At 68.8% G+C, this 18,662-nt stretch carries 21 protein-coding genes; 9 read left to right on the forward strand and 12 right to left on the reverse strand.

Annotation, left to right across the window (positions count from 1 at the left end):
- Positions 1-25: 25 nt before the first annotated feature.
- The 4 genes from FVA74_RS12440 to FVA74_RS12455 form a co-directional block, all read right to left on the reverse strand.
- Positions 26-319, reverse strand: coding sequence for a WXG100 family type VII secretion target (locus tag FVA74_RS12440; protein WP_168220134.1), 294 nt, complete (start codon positions 317-319; stop codon positions 26-28).
- 116 nt (positions 320-435) lie between these two features.
- Positions 436-1,056, reverse strand: coding sequence for an FHA domain-containing protein (locus FVA74_RS12445; RefSeq protein WP_147722805.1), 621 nt, complete (start codon positions 1,054-1,056; stop codon positions 436-438).
- 114 nt (positions 1,057-1,170) lie between these two features.
- Positions 1,171-5,529 (reverse strand): FtsK/SpoIIIE domain-containing protein, encoded by a 4,359-nt coding sequence (locus FVA74_RS12450; RefSeq protein WP_147722806.1) that lies wholly within the window; start codon positions 5,527-5,529, stop codon positions 1,171-1,173.
- 19 nt (positions 5,530-5,548) lie between these two features.
- The gene (locus tag FVA74_RS12455) at positions 5,549-6,628 is read right to left on the reverse strand and encodes a hypothetical protein (protein WP_147722807.1); all 1,080 of its coding nucleotides are present in this window, start codon (positions 6,626-6,628) and stop codon (positions 5,549-5,551) included.
- A 97-nt stretch (positions 6,629-6,725) separates the two neighbouring features.
- On the opposite strand from FVA74_RS12455, the gene FVA74_RS12460 reads away from it, so the two are divergent.
- The 4 genes from FVA74_RS12460 (at position 6,726) to FVA74_RS12475 (ending at position 9,871) form a co-directional block, all read left to right on the forward strand.
- Entirely contained in the window at positions 6,726-7,313 is a 588-nt protein-coding gene (locus FVA74_RS12460; protein WP_147722808.1) for a hypothetical protein, read from the forward strand.
- 13 nt (positions 7,314-7,326) lie between these two features.
- Positions 7,327-8,079: a hypothetical protein gene (locus FVA74_RS12465; protein WP_147722809.1), complete on the forward strand. Its 753-nt coding sequence runs from the start codon at positions 7,327-7,329 to the stop codon at positions 8,077-8,079.
- Positions 8,080-8,201: 122 nt separating this feature from the next.
- Positions 8,202-9,065: an ABC transporter ATP-binding protein gene (locus tag FVA74_RS12470; RefSeq protein WP_147722810.1), complete on the forward strand. Its 864-nt coding sequence runs from the start codon at positions 8,202-8,204 to the stop codon at positions 9,063-9,065.
- Positions 9,062-9,871 (forward strand): ABC transporter permease, encoded by an 810-nt coding sequence (locus tag FVA74_RS12475; RefSeq protein ID WP_147722811.1) that lies wholly within the window; start codon positions 9,062-9,064, stop codon positions 9,869-9,871. The genes FVA74_RS12470 and FVA74_RS12475 overlap by 4 nt, the downstream gene beginning before the upstream one ends.
- A gap of 13 nt (positions 9,872-9,884) precedes the next feature.
- Here the strand turns inward: FVA74_RS12475 and FVA74_RS12480 are convergent, their stop codons facing one another.
- The 5 genes from FVA74_RS12480 to FVA74_RS12500 form a co-directional block, all read right to left on the reverse strand.
- Positions 9,885-11,000: a UDP-N-acetylmuramate dehydrogenase gene (locus FVA74_RS12480; RefSeq protein WP_147722812.1), complete on the reverse strand. Its 1,116-nt coding sequence runs from the start codon at positions 10,998-11,000 to the stop codon at positions 9,885-9,887.
- A complete protein-coding gene (locus tag FVA74_RS12485) occupies positions 10,997-11,404 on the reverse strand; it encodes a MaoC family dehydratase (protein ID WP_147722813.1) in 408 nt (135 codons plus the stop codon). Before FVA74_RS12485 ends, FVA74_RS12480 begins: the two co-directional genes overlap by 4 nt.
- A complete protein-coding gene (locus FVA74_RS12490) occupies positions 11,401-11,847 on the reverse strand; it encodes a MaoC family dehydratase N-terminal domain-containing protein (RefSeq protein ID WP_147723222.1) in 447 nt (148 codons plus the stop codon). The genes FVA74_RS12485 and FVA74_RS12490 overlap by 4 nt, the downstream gene beginning before the upstream one ends.
- Before the next feature lie 146 nt (positions 11,848-11,993).
- Entirely contained in the window at positions 11,994-12,086 is a 93-nt protein-coding gene (locus tag FVA74_RS12495) for a ribonucleotide-diphosphate reductase subunit beta (RefSeq protein WP_240792240.1), read from the reverse strand.
- 344 nt (positions 12,087-12,430) lie between these two features.
- Positions 12,431-13,018, reverse strand: coding sequence for a CGNR zinc finger domain-containing protein (locus FVA74_RS12500; RefSeq protein WP_147722814.1), 588 nt, complete (start codon positions 13,016-13,018; stop codon positions 12,431-12,433).
- 107 nt (positions 13,019-13,125) lie between these two features.
- On the opposite strand from FVA74_RS12500, the gene FVA74_RS12505 reads away from it, so the two are divergent.
- On the forward strand, positions 13,126-13,767 hold the full coding sequence (locus tag FVA74_RS12505; protein ID WP_147722815.1) for an SDR family oxidoreductase: 642 nt from the start codon (positions 13,126-13,128) through the stop codon (positions 13,765-13,767).
- A gap of 126 nt (positions 13,768-13,893) precedes the next feature.
- Here FVA74_RS12505 and FVA74_RS12510 read toward each other — a convergent pair whose 3' ends face one another.
- Entirely contained in the window at positions 13,894-14,724 is an 831-nt protein-coding gene (locus FVA74_RS12510) for an SDR family NAD(P)-dependent oxidoreductase (protein WP_147722816.1), read from the reverse strand.
- A gap of 265 nt (positions 14,725-14,989) precedes the next feature.
- Between FVA74_RS12510 and FVA74_RS12515 the strand changes: the two genes are divergently transcribed.
- From FVA74_RS12515 to FVA74_RS12530, 4 genes are all read left to right on the forward strand, one after another.
- Positions 14,990-15,199, forward strand: a complete 210-nt coding sequence (locus FVA74_RS12515) for a hypothetical protein (protein ID WP_147722817.1) — start codon at positions 14,990-14,992, stop codon at positions 15,197-15,199.
- Positions 15,199-16,122, forward strand: coding sequence for an RNA polymerase sigma factor RpoD/SigA (locus FVA74_RS12520; protein WP_147722818.1), 924 nt, complete (start codon positions 15,199-15,201; stop codon positions 16,120-16,122). The genes FVA74_RS12515 and FVA74_RS12520 overlap by 1 nt, the downstream gene beginning before the upstream one ends.
- 90 nt (positions 16,123-16,212) lie before the next feature.
- On the forward strand, positions 16,213-16,542 hold the full coding sequence (locus tag FVA74_RS12525; RefSeq protein WP_240792241.1) for an ATP-dependent DNA ligase: 330 nt from the start codon (positions 16,213-16,215) through the stop codon (positions 16,540-16,542).
- A 259-nt stretch (positions 16,543-16,801) separates the two neighbouring features.
- The gene (locus FVA74_RS12530; RefSeq protein ID WP_187266498.1) at positions 16,802-17,728 is read left to right on the forward strand and encodes an RNA polymerase sigma factor RpoD/SigA; all 927 of its coding nucleotides are present in this window, start codon (positions 16,802-16,804) and stop codon (positions 17,726-17,728) included.
- Between the two features lie 8 nt (positions 17,729-17,736).
- Here FVA74_RS12530 and FVA74_RS12535 read toward each other — a convergent pair whose 3' ends face one another.
- Both FVA74_RS12535 and FVA74_RS12540 read right to left on the reverse strand, forming a co-directional pair.
- Positions 17,737-17,973, reverse strand: coding sequence for a hypothetical protein (locus FVA74_RS12535; protein ID WP_147722820.1), 237 nt, complete (start codon positions 17,971-17,973; stop codon positions 17,737-17,739).
- Between the two features lie 79 nt (positions 17,974-18,052).
- A complete protein-coding gene (locus tag FVA74_RS12540) occupies positions 18,053-18,607 on the reverse strand; it encodes a TetR/AcrR family transcriptional regulator (RefSeq protein ID WP_147722821.1) in 555 nt (184 codons plus the stop codon).
- Positions 18,608-18,662: the final 55 nt, after the last annotated feature.

Here is an 18,662-nt window from a genome sequence, read left to right on the forward strand (position 1 = left end):
CCTCAGCGGGGCTGCGCCGGGAGAATCAGCCGCGGAAGGTGCCCGCGATCGAGTTCTCCGACTCCTCGTAGGAGAGTGAAGCCTGGTTGAGCAGGTCGCTAATGCCGGCGAGGCTCTCCTTGAGCTGCAGGGCGGCCTGGTCCCACTGGCCGTAGAGCTCGTTGAAGCTCTGCGACGCCGACCCGGACCAGTCGCCGCCGACGAGTCCGTCGACGAGGGCCTTCAGGTTCTGCAGCTGGGACTCGATCGACTGCGAGCCCGACGAGAGCTGGCTGGCGACGCCGGCAAGCGATTCGGATGTCACACGGATTTCGGCCACGGGTACCTCCAGTTAGCGAGAGAAAAGCGGGCGGAATCGCCGCCGTGTTTGTGAGAATACCTTGTGCCGTACCCGGGGGCCATGGGGAGTACTCCCCATGCCTGTTGGACGGGGGTTCAGCCGGCGGAGATTTCGGCCGAGACATCCCCCAGCCAGATGCGATCGCCCGCGGCGACGGCGACGGCGCGTCCCTCAACGAGCGGGGTGCGGGCGCCCGCGCGCTCGACCGCGCTCCCGTTGGCCGAACCCATGTCGGTCACGGTCGCGGCGCCGTCGCGCACCGCGAGGGTGAGGTGCACCCGCGAGACCGAACGGGTCGTGTCCTTGACCTCGACCGCCTGGGCGCCCGAGTTCTGTGCCGCCGACTGCGGCACGCGCCCGATGACGGCCGTGCCCGACACAACGGCGTGGTCGCCCGTGCTGAAGTGCAGCTTCACGGCCGTCAGCGGCTGCGGGGCGGATGTCGCTGGCGCGGCCACGGGCGCGGACTCCGCTGGGGCGGCCGGGGTTGGTGCCACCGGCTCGGGGGCACCACCGATGGGCGGAGGCAGCGTCACGGGCGTGTTCGGCGCAGCGGGACGGCTCGGGGCTGCGGGCGTCGGGGCACCCGTCGCAGTCGGCTGCTGGATGCCGGAGGGCACGGGCGGGTATGCGCCCGCGACGAGCTGCCCGCACGACAGGCAGAACATGCTGTTCGGGCGCAGTTCGCTGTCACAGTAAGCGCAGCGAGCCGACATCAGCAGAAACCCCTCGATCGATTTCGCGCGTGCCCGGCGCGGGGCCGTGGTGCGCGTGGAACAAGCAAAGTCTAGTTACCGTCGGCCCAGACGACACTCGGGGCGACCGAGCCTCTACTGTCGCACATCGGGAACCTGCACGGGCATCCAGCCGCCGTCTCGCAGCAGCACGCCGCCACCTGGCGTCTGCGAGCCGAGCATGTAGCGCGGGATCTGCGTGCCGAAGAGCTGAGCCCCCACCATGGCGTTGGTGGGCGAGAGCACGATGCCGTGTCGCGCCTTCTTGGCCGCGACGATCGCGCCCCCGAAGAGCGTCGAGGCGGCATCCGCGTCGACACCGACGCAGAAGGTCGAGAGCGACGCGACGCCCGTGATCGCCTGCTCGAGCGGCGACTGCTTGAGCATTTCGGCATCGTCGACGAGCACGCTCACCGTGCCGCCGCCGGCCGCCTGCGCGACCGAGGAGACGAGGTCCATCAACTGCTGCGCATCCGTGTCGGGCGCCCGCACGATCTCGAGCGAGTGACCCGTCGCGACCTCCGTCAGCACGGAGTCGCGCGGCGCGACCACGACGACCGGCCGCTTCGACCACGCAAGCTGGTGCGCGATCGCGGCGAGGGCGCGCGAGCGACCGGAGCCACGACCGCCAGCGACGATGAAGCCGCCGACATCTGGCCAGTCGAGCGTGATGCGCGAGAGCTCGTCACCACCCACCGCGACGACGGGCGTCGGCTGCGAGCATCCGGATGCCAGCGGCAGCGCGTATGACGCCGAGAGCGCGATGTAGGTCGGCAGCGGGTCGACCCGGAACGGCCGCGGCAGGTCCGCGAGCTGCGGGAAGGCGTCGAAGTGGTCGCGCACGTGCTCGACGATCGAACGGAACGCCGCCGTCTGTGCCTCACCGCTCGTGTCGCGGCTGATGACGGCGAGCTGCGCCTCGGTGCCCGTCGCGCCGAACATGACGCGGCCGGGCGGCAGGTCGGCGGGTACGTCGCGGATCATGACGCCCGCCGCGCGGTAGTCATTGAAGTCGCGCATGGGCGTGATGTAGCGGGTATCGATAAAGCTCGCAATCTTGTCGCCCGTGACGCTGCGGTCGGCCGTGATGAGCACACGGATGCCCACGGCCGGGCCCTCGCGCAACACCCGCATCATCTGGTCACGAAACGCGACGAGCTGGTCTGCATCCAGCGTCGAGGCGAGCCGCTCCCACCCGTCGACCGCAAGGATCGCGTAGGGCAGGGCATCCGCCGGATCGGCGACCCGCCGCTGCTCCGTGATGTTCGCAACGCCCGCGCGGGAGAGGAGACCCTGCCTGCGTGCGAGCTCGTCGAGCATCCGCTGCATGAGGCGGGGCAGGCGCTCCCCGTCGAGCGGCGTCACGACGGCACCGCAGTGCGGGGCGTCGGCGAGCGGCAGGAGCGCGCCGTTGCCGTAGTCGGCCGCGTAGAGGTGCAGCTCGGCAGGAGTGAAGCGCTGCACGGCCTGCGCCAGGAGGGTGCGGAGCGCCGTCGTGCGACCCGAGAGGGCACCGCCAAGGAAGAGGAGGTGGGAGTCTTCGACGAGGTTCCAGCCGAGCATCCGCTGCTTCTGCTCGCCCGGCACGTCTTCAAGGCCCAGCACGAGGGTGTTGTCGGGAATCTCAGCCTGCGTGAAGCGGTCGAGCGTGAGGAGCGAGGGCAACGGGAGCAGCCACGGCGAAGGGTTGCGCGGGATGCCCATCTTCTGCGTCGCGGCGCTGACCAGGTTGACGAGGGCGCGCAGGTCGGTGTCGTCCTGGTCGGCACGCACGCTCTGGCCCGCCGAGTTGCTCGGGAACTTGGGCGGCATGCCAAGGGTCGTCCAGTCGATGGGAGCCTTTGGCGGGAGCACGGATGCCGTGCGCTGCACGCCCAGGCGCACGCCGGCAACGCGGGCCGTCTGGAATGCGACAGGTGCCGAGCTGGGCCCCGTGCGCACGTAGCCGCGGCCAGGAGTGTTCGCGCCGATGAGCGCGGCCTCGGCCGAACCCAGCACGTCGTTCGAGTCCCCACGATCGGTCACGCGAAGGGCCACGCGCAGGTTGATGTTGGACTGCATCTCGGGCGTGATGACGCCCGAAGGGCGCTGCGTCGCGAGCACAAGGTTGACGCCGAGCGAGCGGCCAACGCGGGCGATGCGCACGAGGCCGTTGATGAAGTCGGGGAGCTCGGTCTTCAGCTCGGCGAACTCGTCGATCACGATCATGAGGCGGGCGAGGCCGTGGCGGGCCGCGGCATCCGCATCCTTGGACCAGGCCGCGTCGACATCCTTCGCCGCCAACTCGCGCAGCACGCGCTCGCGGCGCTTGAGCTCCGCGTCGAGGGAGGCGAGGGCGCGCTCCGTCTCGCGGGCGTCGAGGTTCGTGACCATGCCGACCGTGTGCGGAAGGCGCTCGCAATCGGCGAAGGCCGAGCCGCCCTTGTAGTCGACGAGCACAAAGTTGAGCGCATCCGGCCGGTTCGCCATTGCGAGCGAGATGACGAGCGCCTGCAGGAACTCCGACTTGCCCGAGCCCGTCGTTCCGGCGACGAGGGCGTGCGGGCCGTCCTGCGCGATGTCGAGTGCGAACTCACCATCCGCACTCGCGCCGACGACGACAAAGCTGTTGCGCGGGTTGGTGCTCCACCGCGAGATGAGCGCGTCGGGGTCGTCGAGGTCGACGCCGAGGAGCTCCGTGTAGCGCACGCTCGTCGGCAGCATCCCCTCGTCGCCGACCCCGCTGACGTGCTGGATCGAGCAGAGGCTGCGGGCGATCGACTCCGCGCGCGCGGTCGAGAGGCCGTCGAGCAGCACGGTCGGGTAGTAGGCGTCGTCCGTCTCGAAACGGGCGACAGAGCGGTCGGCCTCATCGACCGCGATGACGGTGCGGCACTCCTCGGGGAGGCGGGAACGGTCGGTGTCGAGCGCGATGACATGGATGCCGAACCGCGGCCCCTTGTCGAGCAGGTTCACCATGCCCGGCAGCATGCGGTAGCGGCGGGCGCCGTCGATCACGACGATGAGCTGCTCGTCGAAGATGCCGCCCTTGCCGCCCGTCGCACGCATCCGTGCTTCCAGCACCGCGTTGGCCTCGCGCAGGCGCTCGCGACGCGTGTCGTCGGTGTTGCCGATCGCGGCGACGACCGCTTCGCCCACCTGGGCGTGCGGCAGCCACTGCACCCACGACCAGTCGGCCTGGTTGTCGTGGTCGCACAGCACGAGCACCTGCGCATCCCGCGGCGAGCGCAGCACGGTGAGATGGCAGAGCATGGCGCGGGCCGTGTTGCGCACGACATCGAGCGGACCGGCGAGGCCCACGACGCCCGCACCGAGGTCCGCAGCGATGGGCGCGGGGCCCACCCCGACCTTGCGATCCTCGTGCTTGTCTTTCTGCGAGCCGCCCTCGAAACGCACGTCGAGCGGCACCTCGGTGACACCGACGCGCACGTGCAGTGCATCGCGGTCGGCGACGCGGCGCTCCCAGAGGCGCGACAGCGGCTTCGTGGCGATGTCGTAGATCACGACGGGGTCGGGCAGCCGGTACCAGGAGTCGAGGCGCTGCTCCCTCGCGAGCGAGGCGATGCGGGCCGAGGCATCCTTGATGTCCTGGATCCACTGGGCCTCGGTGCGCTGGCCCTTCTTCTTGGCGAGCTTGCGGTTCGTGAGGAACGAACCGATCACCATGATGGGCGAGGCCGCCGCCATGAGCAGCATGACGACGCGGCCGAAGAGCACGGCCATCGTGACGCCGAGGATGACGGGAATCGTGGCCGAAAGCCACGGCAGCGGCGACTTGTCGGGGTCCTCAGGCTTGTCGCCGGGCAGCGCCACCTGCGGCTGCCGCTGCGTCGGCTGCATGCGCGAGGGCCGGTTGAAGCCCCGGGTGCCCGTCACATCGCGCGACAGGTCGGCATCGGATGCGGGGGCGATGCCGAGTCGGAAGACGCTGCTGCCGATCTGCACGACGTCGGCGGGCACGACATCGATGGACTCCTCGACCCGCTCGCCGTTCACGTAGACGGGTGTGGACGAGTCGGCGGGGGCAAGCGTCGCGACAAGTGGGGCCCGGCGACCCTCAGCGGCAGGCTCGGCGGCGCCGCCGAAGGCGAAGACGGCGTGCTGGGCGGCGAGGAAGGGGTCGGCGATGCTGAGGTCGGCCGTGGGGGCGCTGCCGATCCCGATCGACACGCCTGCCTGCAGGGCGAAGGACTCGCCCGCGAAGGGGCCGCCCGTCACCTCGAGGCGCGGCTGCCCCGGGAGGGGCTCGCGACTCGGCGCCGACGGCACGATGGCGCCGTTGAGCACGCCCGCGTCAGAGAGCCGGGCATCCTCCGTCGCCGTTGCGATCGCGTGGGGGTGCACCCCGAGCGACTCCGCGACCTCGACGACTGTCGTCGCATCGTCGACCTTGAGCATCCACGACTTGGCCGTTTCTGCCGCCTGTGGATCCCGCACCGTCAATCGCACGCTCATGCTCCTCCTCGCAAGCCCATCATGCTCCCACCCGATCGAGCAGCCTCACGAAGGCGTCGAACATGCCCGGTGTCTCCTCTGCCGCACCGTCGGGCGGCGGCAGCCTCGGCACGAGCGCCGAGATCACGTCATCGTCATCGTCATCGTTGGCCCTCGACGGCACGAGACCGGTCGTGGGAAGCTCGGCAGACGACCCGACGAGCGTCACGCTGCCGGTCGCCTGCTCGCCCGCCTCCGAATAGAGGTGGAACGAGAACTGATCGGCCGCCGCCGCTGCGGTCGGGTGGTAAAGCGCCGTGCCGTCCGGCGAACAGACGATCGTGCCGTGCACGGCAGCACCGCACCCGATCAGGCGAACCCCCTCATCGCCCGCGACGGCGTACTCGCGCAGGTCGAGGGTCACGACCTCGGTGCCCCGCTCGGCGAAGACGTGCATCGCGCCGAGGCCGGGCTCGCCCGCCCGGTAGAACGACAGTGTGAGGGATGCCGCGGCCGATTCCTGCCCGAAATCATCGAGCACGACCACCCCGAGCTCGACCGGGCCCACGTGGTCTGGCGCCGCCGCGAACACCAGGTGGGTCGCGGTCGCCCACGCGATGCCCGCTTCCCGCGGTGCCACCGAGTCGACCGTGACGGTCATGCCCGTGCAAACCTGGCACTCGATGTCGAGGTCCGAGAAGGGCAGCATGACGCGAGTCCCTGCAGCGAAGGGATAGCCGTAGGGCTGGTCGGGCAGCACGGGCACGGGCGGGGGCGCAAGCGTGACGATGTAGTCGACCGTGAGTTGCACAGCGCCGTTGCCGAGCGCGAGCGGCACAACGACGGTGCCGAAATCCGGGTCGTAGACGGGAGCCGCGAGGGTCACGGATTGCGCTTCGCATGCCGTCACGAGCTCGGATGCCGCAAGCGCGGCAGCGCAGTCGGTGAACGCCCAGTGCTCGGCCGGCTTTACCTGCGACTCGCCCTCGTAGGGGATCGCGACCGAATTGGCGCCCGTGTAGGTCGCGGCCGTGGCATCCGTCGCGGGCATCTGGACCGCGGCGACGACGGCGAATGCGAGCAGCAGCACGACGATGCGCACGCGTGCTGCAGCCTTCACCGACTACCTCCCTCTCGCGGGACAGGCCCGCCGCCCCCGACGACCTTATGCTAGTGACACCCCGACCGGGGGTCTCGCACATCATCCGAGGAGGCGCATGAGCATCGAGCAGGCCCAGCGCAGCGCGCCGCCCGTGCGGATGCAGCTCGGCACCGCACCCGGGCAGCCCTCGCTTCGCAGCCCCTCACTCGCGGCCCCCGCCGACGCCCCGCCGCGCAAGCGCGAGCTCATGTCAGGTGCCGCCGTGCTGCCCGAGCTGGCGGAGGCACCCGTCGCAGAGCGCAAGTGGTGGAAGCATCCGGCCTTTATCGTCTCGATCATCACGACCTTCCTCGCGCTCGTCACTGCGATCGTGCTGCTCATCGTCGGCATCGTGACGGATGACACGGCCCGCGTCTCCGGCCTCGACCTCGACCTCGGCACGGGCAACGCCCAACTCTCCTGGGATGGGCCCGACGTGCCCTACTCCCTCTACGCCGTGGCCGGCTCCGGTGACGTGACCGACCTCTCGCAGCCCTTCGTCAAGGGGCGCGAGGCGTGGCTCCCGGTCGGCCTCGGGCAGTACGACGAGGAGACCTGCTTCGTCGTGCGCCCCGCGAGCATCGCCGACGACGTGAGCCTCAGCGCAGACACGCTCGCGAGCCAGGGTGCCCAGTCCGCCTGCGTCGCCAACGCTCGTGAGTAGGCGAAGGATGCGCGTGCGCGCGCTCACTGCGGCAGTCGCCATGGGCCTCCTCCTGAGCGGATGCACCGCCCAGCCCGACCCCGAACCGCCGCCACCGCCGGAGGGCGTCGACCTCTCGGCGATCGACCCCGACGACACGGAACGCAACGGCGTCTGGTACCTGAGCGGGGAAGACGCCCTGCGCCAGGTCATCGATGCGGCACGCAAGGCCGGCAGCGTGACGATGGAGGGCACCGTGACCGAGCGGCTGGTGCTGGGTGAGGATGCTCCCCCGACCCCTGGCCGAAGCATCCGTCTTTCGGTGCAGGGCACGCCGAGCGACTACATCGCGAGCGTGACCGCCGGCGCGATCGGCGTCGAGATCATCGCCGCGGAGGGTGCCGCGCACGTGACAGGCAACCGAGCGCTCGCGGCGGTGACGGGCGTGCCCGAGATCGCGGAGGGCTTCGTATGCGTCACGCCGGGCGACCCCCTGCTGACGCAGTGGCGCGCGCTGCTCTCCCCCGCCGACTTCCTCACGAACATCGTCGACTCCGGTGCCGTCACGGCGAGCGCGACCCCGCCCCGCGAGGGGGCCGAGACGGTCGACATCGTGCTCGACTCCGGCGGCTCGCCCCTCGGCGTGCTGACCGTCTCGGCCGTCGGCAAGCCCCTGCCGCTGCGATTCGACGGCGCCGACGCCTCCGGCGAGGCGGGGCTCACCTTCACGGGCTGGGGCGAGGCATCCGAGATTCCGGAGCCGTCGCCCGTGGCGCGCGGCTGCTGAACCCTCCCAACTCAGGAGTGGTGGATGCTCTGCTCCTGAAATAGGAAGGCCGACTCCTGAATTGGGAAAGCCCGCTCCTGAGTTGGCTATCCACAGCGGAGCCCGTGCACCACGATTGACTCATGACACAGCACAACAACGAGCACGCCGTCCGCGTGCGCGGCCTGCGCAAGCAGTACGGCAGCGTCGCCGCCGTGGACGGCCTCGACTTCGACATCGTGCGCGGGGAGACCTTCGCCCTGCTCGGACCGAATGGCTCGGGCAAGTCGACGACGATCGAGATTCTCGAGGGCTACCGCGACCGTACGGCGGGCGAGGTGAGCGTGTTGGGCGTCGACCCGCAGAAGGGCGGGCTCGCGTGGAAGGCTCGCCTCGGCATCGTGCTGCAGGACTCGGGCGAGAGCGGCAACGTGACGGTGCGCGAGCAGCTCAGCCACTTCGCCGCGCTCTACCCCAACCCCCGCGGCGTCGAGGAGACGATCGCCGCGGTTGGACTCGAAGCGAAGGCGGGCACGCTCATCCGCAAGCTCTCCGGCGGCCAGCGACGCCGAGTGGATGTCGCGCTCGGCATGATCGGCCGGCCAGAACTGCTGTTTCTCGATGAGCCGACCACGGGCTTCGACCCGCAGGCGCGCCGCCGGTTCTGGAGCGTCATCCGCGGCCTCAAGGACGACGGCACGACCATCCTGCTCACGACCCACTACCTCGACGAGGCCGCCCAGCTGAGCGACCGCGTCGGCATCATCGCGGGCGGCACCCTCCTCGACATCGGCCCGGTCGACCAGATCGGCGGGGCGGATGCCCGTGTGCCCCTCGTGCGCTGGCTCGAGCACGGCGTGCTCCACGAGGAGCGCACGACCGAACCCGGACGGCTCACGCACGAACTCGTGGCACGGTTGGGAGAACCGGAGGGGCTCGAGGTCATCAGGCCCAGCCTGGAAGACGTGTACCTGCAGCTCCTCAGCTCCCGCGAGGTGCTCGCATGAACCGCACCCTCGCGCTCGGCGCGCGGCGCATCGGCTACGAGATCCGTGCCTACTTCAGGCAGGGCGATGCGGTGTTCTTCGGCTTCCTCTTCCCCATCGTCATGCTGACGATCTTCGCGGTCGCCTTCAGCGAGGCCGAGTTCGGGAGGGATGCCGACGGCAACGTGGTCAGCGCGGCCGACTTCTACCTGCCCGCCATGCTCGCCGCAGGCGTGCTGCTGAGCGGACTGCAGAACATGGCGCTCGACATCGCGACCGAGAAGAGCGACGGCACCCTCAAGCGCCTCGCTGGCTCCCCCCTGCCCGTCATCAGCTACTTCATCGGCAAGATCGGGCAGGTGCTCGTCTCGGGCATCCTGCAGGCCATCCTCCTGCTCGTGATCGCCGCCGTCGCCTTCGGGGTCGACCTTCCAACCTCACCCGAGCGCTGGCTCACCTTCGTCTGGGTGTTCCTGCTCGGCATCGCCACGAGCGCGATCCTCGGCATCGGGCTCAGCGGCATCCCCCGCAGCGGCAAGAGCGCGAGCGCCGTCATCATTCCCATCGTGCTTGTGCTTCAGTTCATCTCCGGCGTGTACCTGCAGTTCTCGATGCTGCCCGACTGGCTGCAGAACGTGGCATCCGTGTTCCCGCTCAAGTGGATGGCGCAGGGCATGCGAGCAGCCTTCCTGCCCGATGAGCTGAAGGTGCTTGAGCAGGGTGAGACGTGGGACCTGCCCGGCATCGCCATCGTCCTGGCGATCTGGTTGGTCGTGGGGCTCGTGCTGGCGCGGCTCAGCTTCCGGTGGATCCGCAAGGACGGCTGAGCGGCTTCGCTCGCTAGAGGTCGAGCCCGACGAGCACGGGTTCGGGCTGCAGTCGCACCCCGAACTCGCCCATGACACGGGTCTGCACGAAGCGCGCCAGTTCCGCGATCTGCTCCGCCGTCGCGCCGCCGCGGTTGACGATCGCGAGCGTGTGCTTGCTCGAGATCGCAGCGCCAGAACCCGGCAGCGAGAAGCCGCGACGGATGCCCGAATGCTCGATCAGCCACGCAGCACTCAGCTTGACCCTGGCCTCCGCCGGACGTGCCGGGGGCAGGCCGTCGAGCAGGTGCGCCTGGTCGAGTGGCACCACGACAGGGTCAGGCTCGGGGTCGAGGCTCCAGCGCGGGGCATCCCACGGGAGCGCCGCCGCGAAGGAACCCGTGACGATCGGGTTCGTGAAGAACGAACCCGTGCTCACCGAGTCGGGGTCGTCATCTGACAGCACCATGCCCTTCGACGAACGCAAGCGCAGCACGGCCTCCCGCACCTCGCGGATCGGCCGGCGCTCCCCCAGCTCCGCCCCAAGCGCGGATGCCAGCTGGGCGTAGGCGATCGGCGCGCTCAACTCCCCGCGCTGCAAGCGCAGTTCAACCGCGAGCACGACGCCCTGGCGGCCCGCCTTGATCGCCGACATGCGGTAGTCGAGCCCGAGGTCAGCCGCCGCGATGGTCGACACCTCCCCCGTCAGGTAGTCGAGGAAGTCGATCGAGACCAGGGTGTCGGAGAGCTCCGCACCGTAGGCGCCGATGTTCTGGATGGGAGCGGCCCCGACCGATCCGGGGATGCCGGAGAGGGCCTCGAGCCCCGAAAGGCCCGCGTCGACGGTGCGAGCAACGAGTTCGTCCCACGACTCGCCCGCCTGCACTCGGATCGTGACCGGGCCGCCCTCGGCCGCGGCATCCGCCCCCTCGAGCCCCTCGACGCCGCGCGTCAGCACGTGCACCGCCCAGCCGTCGAAACCCTCGTCGGCGACGAGCATGTTGGAGCCGCCACCGAAGACCAGCCAGGAGTCGCCCGTCGACCAGACGTCGAGCATGACGCTCGCCAGCTCGGCGGGGTCGCGAACCTCGATGAATTCACGGGCCTCGCCACCGACCCGCGTCGACGTGAGTTGGGAGAACGCGGTCACTTCGGCAGCGCCACCAAGACCTGCGCCTTGCCCAGCACCGTCTGCTCGCCAAAGGTGACGGTCAGGTCGATTCGGGCACCGTCATCCGTCAACGCGCCCACCTTGGCGCTCACGTTGATGACCGCGCCAAGCTCGGGGTCGACCACGACGGGGCGCGTGAAACGCACCTGGTAGTCACGCACGAGGCCGGGGTCGCCGAGCCACTCCACGACCGGCTGCACGGCCGTGCCCATCGTGAGCATGCCGTGCGCGAGCACGCCGGGCAGCCCCACGTTGCGGGCGACATCGTCGCGGTAGTGGATGGGATTGAAATCACCGGATGCGCCGGCGTAGCGCACGAGGGAATCGCGCGTCAGCGGGTAGCTCGCCTCCGCAACGACCTGGCCGACCTCGAGGTCCATCATGAGTCCCCCCTCACGACGAGCGTCGAGATCGCCGTCACGACGTGCTCGCCCCTCGCGTCGACGATCGTCGACTCCGCCGTCACCATCGCGTTGCCGCCGAGCGACTTGATGCCCGTCACCTGCAGCGTCGCCGTCAGCTCGTCGCCCGCGACGATCGGGCGGGAGTAGCTGAAACGCTGGTCGCCGTGCACCACCCGCGAAAAGTCGATGCCCGCGTCCGGCTCGGCGAGCAGCTGCGCGAGCGTCGCCTCCTGGATCACGACGGGGAACGTCGGCGGGGCAACCACGTCGGGGTAGCCGGCCGCGCGCGCCGCCTCGGGGTCGAGATGCGTGGGGTGGGTGGCCGAGACGGCACGAGCGAACTCGCGCACCTTCTCACGGCCCACCAGGTAGGGCTCGGTCGGGGAAAACTCCCTGCCCTGCAGATCGGGGTTCACTGTCACGCCCGCAAGTCTATGCACGGTCGTCGGGCGCGTGGGTGTGGCATCCGTCGGTCCCGTTGTCATCGGGATGCGCCGTCGCCCGAACGCACGAAACCCCGGCGCGCAATGGCCGGGGTTTCGAGAGGGACTGTGTCAGTCGCTGCTGCCTACTGGCAGGAGTCGCACTGCAGCAGGTCCATCGGGTCGACGGGAACGTCGTAACCACTCACGTTGTCGTTGTCCATGAGGACCTCCTTCAAGCCTTTGATTTGTGTTCACAGGTGCTGATCTCGTTGTCTGCCCTGCGGTGGGTTCCCACTATATAACCGGAATCACAGCCGTGTCATTCCCCTAGATGTTGTGTTTTCGGCGTGTCGCGAGGTTTCTCTCAATGCTACAAAGCACCACCGACATCCACTGTGGAAGTCTGTACAAGTTGTGCTTGCGGGCGGTGGCCGTGGCCGTGGCCGTGGCACCAGTCAGCGTGACCCAGCGTGCGTTCACGACAGTGCGGTGCTTTCTGTTCAGCGCGGCCGAAAATGCGGGTGCGCTGAACAGAAAACACAGCGGCGTCGTGACCGCTGTGATTTGCGCGCGTGAGCCGTCAGGTTCCGGATGCCGCGGAGGCGCGCATGCGATGCGCGCGCACCTTGGCGCGGTTGCCGCAGCGCTGCATCGAGCACCAGCGCCGGTTATTGGCGCGTGACTCGTCAACGAAGACGTGCGGGCAGTCATCCGCCTCACACGAGCGGATGCGCTCGGCGCCGTGCAGGCTGAACTGGCGCACGGCATCGCGCGCGATGCTCGAAAGAGCCTGGGCAACCGAGACCCGGGTCGCGCCTGCGCGCCGACGCCCTCCTGCGAGCGCGGGAGGAACATCCGGGGTCGCGGCGAAGAGGTTGATCGTGTCGATGTCGTCGCGCGCGGGGGCGCCACCCGAGCTGATGGCCTCGGCGGCCCGCGCAATCGCGGCCCGGAGGAGCACGGCGTCGCGCAGGTCTCGCTCGACCGCGGTCTTCTGGAGGTGCTCGAAGCGTTCGGAGACCCACTCGAGCAGGTCGGCGGGGGCCGCGAAGTGCTGGCGCACGTCGACACCGACGAGGCCGAAGTCGAGGCTCAGTGCCCCAGAGTCGAAATGCCAGCGACTGCCATCCGGGTTCGCGACCCACTGTCCCGTCATATATTGCGTCATGTCGTAACCAGCCTAGCGAGTTACGGATGCTTCCGAGGGCCACGCAACGCACGGCCCGCGCTCAGACATGCGACCTACCGTGACACACCTTCGACGAAAGGAACCACATGCGAATCGCCATCATCGGCGGCCACGGCAAGGTCGCCCGCCACCTGACGCCCATGCTCACGGCCGCGGGCCACGAGGTCAGTTCGATCGCCCGCAATCCCGACCATGCCGACGAGATCCGCTCGTGGGGCGCGAGCCCCGTCATCACAGACATCGAGCAGCTCGACGTGACAGGACTCGCGAACGCATTCGCCGGCCACGACGCGATCATCTGGTCAGCGGGCGCCGGCGGTGGCGACCCCAAGCGCACCTACGCGGTCGATCGGGATGCCGCGATCCGGTCGATCGAGGCGGCGGAACGCGCCGGCGTGCGCCGGTATCTGATGGTGTCGTACTTCGGCGCAGGCCCCGGCCACGGCGTGCCAGAGGATAACGACTTCTTCGCCTACGCCGAGTCGAAGGCGCAAGCCGATGAGGCGCTCCGGGCGAGCGGCCTCGACTGGACGATCGTGCAGCCGAGCGGCCTCACCGACGACCCCGCGACGGGCCACATCGACGCCAATGCCGAGGAGGCCGCGCAGGTGAGCCGGGGAGACGTCGCCGGAGTGCTCGCCGCCGCAGTGGAGGACGCGTCGACGATCGGGCGAAGCATCCGCTTCAACGCGGGCGAGACGCCGATCGCTGAGGCCATCCGCGGCTGACGACCGTCAGGACTCAGGAGGTCGGCCGACTGTCGGGCCGACCTCCTGAAAGAACACTCCTGAATTGGGAAAGGGAACTCCTGAATTGGGAGAGGGAACTCCTGAGTTGGGAGAGGGGCCCCTGGCTCAGGCGAGGGGCGGGCGACCCTTGAACTCGTCCATGGAGCGGTAGACGCCGAACCAGCGCCCGCCGACGACATCCCACGCCCGGGTCGGCAGCACGCCGCGCATGACCTTGGACAGGTTGACCGACCAGGGCAGCAGCAGCATGGGCCGCCCCGCGAGCATCGCCTTCCAGGCGCGACGCACGGCATAGTCGGGGTCCATGAGCGGCGTCAGCACGGGCCCTCGCGCACCCTCGAACATGCCCGTGCGGATGTAGCTGGGCGCGAAGGTCGTGACCCTGACGTGGCGATGCCCCGCCTTCTCGAGCTCGAGTCGCAACGAATCGCTCCACCCGATGGCGGCCCACTTCGACGCCGCATAGACGGCCATGCGCGGGTTCGAGAGCGTCCCCGCAGCCGAGGCCACATTGAGGATGCGGCACTCCTCGCCCGAGGCGATCATGCCCGGCAGGAACTCGCGAGTGATGTGCATCGGCGCGAGCGCGTTGATGCGCATCGTGAACTCGGTGTCGCGCTCGGAGTCCTGCTCCCAGAACCACGCGCTGCGCACGACGCCGGCGTTGTTGATCAGCACCTTCGGCACGCCAAGCTCCGCGATGACGCGGGCGGCGGCATCCCGAATCTCGTCGAGCGACGCCACGTCGACCACGTAGCTGTGCGCGACGACCCCGGATGCCTCCACCTCGGCCTTCACGGCGGCTAGGCCGTCGGCACTGATATCCCACAGCGCCAACGCTGCGGCCCCTTCGCTTGCCGCCCGCAACGCGTACAGCCTGCCCATGCCCATCGCTGCCCCGGTGACGAGCACGATCTTGCCGTTGACGCTCTTCATGAGCCGAAACTACCGTGCGGCGCCGCCCCAGGTGAGCGACAGGCACGGACTCGAAGTGCACGGAATATTAACTCCGCGCGAACGCTCCGTCAAGCCCTTCCCTCGCCGGCGTCTCGTGAGCCCTAATTAGGGGGTAGACCCTTTGGTCTCGATGCCTGCTTCACCCCATAGATAGGACGGGCTCATGGGCGCAACCTCACGACACACGCGGCACCAGCACGCGACGCTTCAGCGGCCATCGCGCACCGTGACACTTGCGCATGTCGTGGCACACCCCATCGGTGAGGCGATCTGGAGGGTGCGGGATCGCAACGTCCCGGAGCATGACGCCCTCTGTGTGCTGGGGATCATCGAGGAGAAGGACGAAGGCTTTGTGACGCTGGTCATTGGCGACGCCGCCGATCGCAAGACGTGCGGGAGCCTCGATGCGGCCCTGAACGCGTTCGTGGCACGCGACGTCGCTGGGCGCGGCTGATGTCCATCGAGCGACTGGGCCCCTCAGGGGCGTCTCCCGACATATTGGGGACATACCTCCGCAGCATCGGCCAGGTGCCCCTGCTCAGCGCCGACGACGAGGTCGAGCTCGCCAAGAGGATCGAAGTGGGCCTGGTTGCGCGACACCAGCTCGAACAGGAGCCTGATTCGCCCGACGCATCACTGTTGCGCCAACTGGTGCGGGAGGGCGAGCGCGCGCACGACCTCTTCATTCGGGCGAACCTGAGACTCGTCGTCAGCGTCGCCAAGCGGTACCCCGGTTCAGGCCTTCCCCTCATGGATGTCATCCAGGAGGGGAACATCGGGCTCGACCGTGCCGTGAAGAAGTTCGACTACACGCGCGGCTTCAAGTTCTCCACCTATGCGACGTGGTGGATCAGGCAGTCGATCACCCGCGCCCTTGCCGACTCATCGCGCATGATCCGTGTCCCCGCGCGCGTTGCGGAAGGGGTGGGGGCGGTCCGCCGCCAGATGCGCGACATGGAGGGCCGGCTCGGCCGACGCCCGACCATCGAGGAAGTGGCTGCCGCGACCGGAGGCACGGTCGAGAAGGTGCGGGAGTACCTCGAGCTCGACCGCCAGCCGGTCTCGCTCGACCTGCCCATCGGCGAGGACGATGGGGCAATACTCGGCGACCTGCTGGAGGACGAGCGGGATGCCGAGGTCGTCGACATCGTCAGCGGGCGCATCCGCCTGACAGTGATCCACGAGTGCATCGGCGAGCTTCCGATGCGGGATGCCAGCGTGCTGCGCCGGCGGTTCGGGCTCGACGGCAACGACCCCCTGACCCTCGAGCAGCTGAGCGCCGAGATCGGCCTCTCTCGCGAGCATGTGCGACAGATCGAGCAGCGGGCGTTGCGTTCCCTACGGGCTCGGCAGTACCGCAACCGCCTCGAGGACTGAACCCTGTGAGTATGGGCGGTGACGGCTGAAATGTGACCCCCGGAGCACTACCCTCGGCGGCAATCGAGATGAGGTGCTGCCATGGGATTCATGTTGTATGACGGAACATCAGTCCAGTTCGATGATCGACTGCTCGCCCATCTGCAGATCGTGATGGTGCAGAAGTTGATGAAGCAGGAATCCTTCTTGGTCTCATGGAAGGACGGCCCGAGCCTTGGCGACGGTCGCGGTTCCTTCTGGATGTCACCGAACACCCCGATCTATTTCAAGTTCCTTGGCTCGAGAACGCCGGAGATCAACCAGGAATGGCTCTTGCAGCTCGGCCACTCGGCCGACAGCTCGCAGGGGCTCGTCGTGACCGACGAGGATGGAACCCTCGCGGTCAGCGGCTCCCCGGACCAGTTTCCAGGGACGATTTAGCGCGGCCAGGTGAGTGGGGCGGATGCCGCGGCATCCGCCCCACTGTTCGTTCCCGGGGCGCCAGAGGCGCTTCCATCCCGCCCCGGCCGAGAGCCTCCGCGCGGTATATCCGAGCACCTCTTCAGAAGTGCTTGACACGCATGCGGACAATAGCCCCAAATAGGGGTAGACGAATCATTCTGGACGGGGATTTGGCCCCAGCCGGAAGGGAGAGACATGAGCATCGTCATTTCGATCGCCTCTCTGGACAGGGCCTGCCGTGTCGAGCGTTGAGGCGCTCGGCGCCACCGGAGCCCCCCACGACATCGTCGGGGAATACCTACGCCATATCGGCGAGATTCCCCTCCTCACGGCGGAGGAGGAGGTCGAGTTGGCGCGCAGCATCGAGGTCGGACTGATCGCGCGCGAACGACTCCAGACGGGATTCGATCCCGCCGACGAGCGCTACCTGCGCCAGCTCATGCACGAGGGCAAGCGCGCGCACGACCGCTTCATCAGGGCCAACCTGCGCCTCGTGGTGAGCGTCGCGAAGCGCTACTCGGGCCTAGGCCTGCCGCTCATCGACCTCATCCAGGACGGAAACCTCGGGCTCGACCGTGCAGTCAAGAAGTACGACTACACGAAAGGCTTCAAGTTCTCGACCTACGCCACCTGGTGGATCCGCCAGTCGATCACGCGCGCCCTCGGGGAGTCTGGGCGGATGATCCGGGTGCCCGCTCGCGTCGCCGAGAGTGTCGGCACCATTCGTCGGCACCACCGCGAGCTCGAGGGTTCACTCGGACGGCGCCCCACCCCTCAGGAGGTGGCGCTCGCGAGTGGCCACCCGGTCGAGAAGGTGCGCCAGTACCTGGAGCTCGACCAGCAGCCCATTTCGCTCGAGCTGCCGCTCGGCGAGGGTGACGGCGCCCTCCTCGGCGACCTGCTGGAAGACGACCAGGTTGCCGACGTCATCGACATCGTCAGCGGCAGGCTTCGGCATGCAGCGCTTCACTCATGCCTCTCGGAACTCCCCCAGCGCGACGCCGATGTCCTGCGCCGCCGCTTCGGTCTCGACGGCACGGAACCGCGCACGCTCGAGGAACTGAGCGAGGCGTTCGGTGTCTCACGCGAGCGGGTGCGTCAGATCGAGCAGCGCGCGCTTCGCGCCCTGCGCGCGCGCAAGTTCAAGAACCTGCTCGACGACTGACCCCCGGCTCAGGCGGGGCAGTTGAGCTGCGTCGGCGTCGTGGCATCGCCGCGGCGGATATCGTGCGCCGCCATGAGCTTGCCGCAGACGGGACACACGGGGTCGGCCGCGGCAACATAGGGCTCCTCAGGGCGACCAATCCCGACCTGCGCCGGCCCCGTGAAGGTGTAGACGACACGATTGACACGGTTCCAAAAACCCTTCTTGCCCTTGAAGGGGTTCTCGAGGCTGGTCCGCGTGTGCATGCCTCCAGTGTCCCACTTCTGCTGCGCGAAGTCAGATCGGCGGCGTCAGGCAGGAGCGAGCGGATGCCCGCGGCTCGCGCTACTCGATGTGCAGCGTGACCGGGCCCGTCAGCACCCGCCACACCCAGTCGCTCGCGATCTCTGCGGGCGGCAGCGGGTCTCGTGCGAGCCATGCCTCGATGACCCCGAGCGCGGAGCCCGTGATGCCCGCCGCGACGACATCGAGTGGCATGCCGGCGTAGCCCGGCGGGCCCACGTCGGTGATGGCATCCAGCACGATGGCGCGGATGCGCTCTCTCAGCCGGGCGGCGACGGTGGTCGATCCGCTCAGCACGCGGCGGTAGAGGTCCGCGTTCTCCTCGAGGTGCCGGAGGTAGTCGAGCAGCGCCGTGGGGGGTTCGTGGAGCGGTTCCTCGATCTTGGGGAGGCGCGCGCCGGCCTCCCCTGTCGCGGTGTCGATCGCATCGGCGAGCAGCGTTTCCTTGTCGGAGTAGTGCTGATAGAAGGTGCTGCGGTTGACGTTTGCCCGCGTAACGATGTCACTCACGGTGATGGAGTCGAGCGGACGCTCGCGAGCGAGCGCGAGCAGGGCATCCTGCAGGCTACGCAGCGTGCGCTCAGATCGGACATCCATGCTGGGATTCTCGCACCTTGCCGAGCGTTCGCCCCAAGTTTCCCGCCAGGTGTCG

It is taken from the genome of Salinibacterium sp. dk2585, assembly GCF_008001035.1.
Classification (GTDB): Bacteria; Actinomycetota; Actinomycetes; order Actinomycetales; family Microbacteriaceae; genus Homoserinimonas.

Bases quoted from the DNA above. Each gene is read 5' to 3' on its own strand.
- FVA74_RS12475 (WP_147722811.1), top strand. From the start codon at position 9,062: ATGAACCGCACCCTCGCGCTCGGCGCGCGGCGCATCGGCTACGAGATC.
- FVA74_RS12450 (WP_147722806.1), bottom strand. From the start codon at position 5,529: ATGAGCGTGCGATTGACGGTGCGGGATCCACAGGCGGCAGAAACGGCC.
- FVA74_RS12510 (WP_147722816.1), bottom strand. From the start codon at position 14,724: ATGAAGAGCGTCAACGGCAAGATCGTGCTCGTCACCGGGGCAGCGATG.
- FVA74_RS12505 (WP_147722815.1), top strand. From the start codon at position 13,126: ATGCGAATCGCCATCATCGGCGGCCACGGCAAGGTCGCCCGCCACCTG.
- FVA74_RS12500 (WP_147722814.1), bottom strand. From the start codon at position 13,018: ATGACGCAATATATGACGGGACAGTGGGTCGCGAACCCGGATGGCAGT.
- FVA74_RS12535 (WP_147722820.1), bottom strand. From the start codon at position 17,973: ATGCACACGCGGACCAGCCTCGAGAACCCCTTCAAGGGCAAGAAGGGT.
- FVA74_RS12445 (WP_147722805.1), bottom strand. From the start codon at position 1,056: ATGTCGGCTCGCTGCGCTTACTGTGACAGCGAACTGCGCCCGAACAGC.
- FVA74_RS12485 (WP_147722813.1), bottom strand. From the start codon at position 11,404: ATGATGGACCTCGAGGTCGGCCAGGTCGTTGCGGAGGCGAGCTACCCG.
- FVA74_RS12520 (WP_147722818.1), top strand. From the start codon at position 15,199: ATGTCCATCGAGCGACTGGGCCCCTCAGGGGCGTCTCCCGACATATTG.
- FVA74_RS12540 (WP_147722821.1), bottom strand. From the start codon at position 18,607: ATGGATGTCCGATCTGAGCGCACGCTGCGTAGCCTGCAGGATGCCCTG.
- FVA74_RS12470 (WP_147722810.1), top strand. From the start codon at position 8,202: ATGACACAGCACAACAACGAGCACGCCGTCCGCGTGCGCGGCCTGCGC.
- FVA74_RS12460 (WP_147722808.1), top strand. From the start codon at position 6,726: ATGAGCATCGAGCAGGCCCAGCGCAGCGCGCCGCCCGTGCGGATGCAG.
- FVA74_RS12525 (WP_240792241.1), top strand. From the start codon at position 16,213: ATGTTGTATGACGGAACATCAGTCCAGTTCGATGATCGACTGCTCGCC.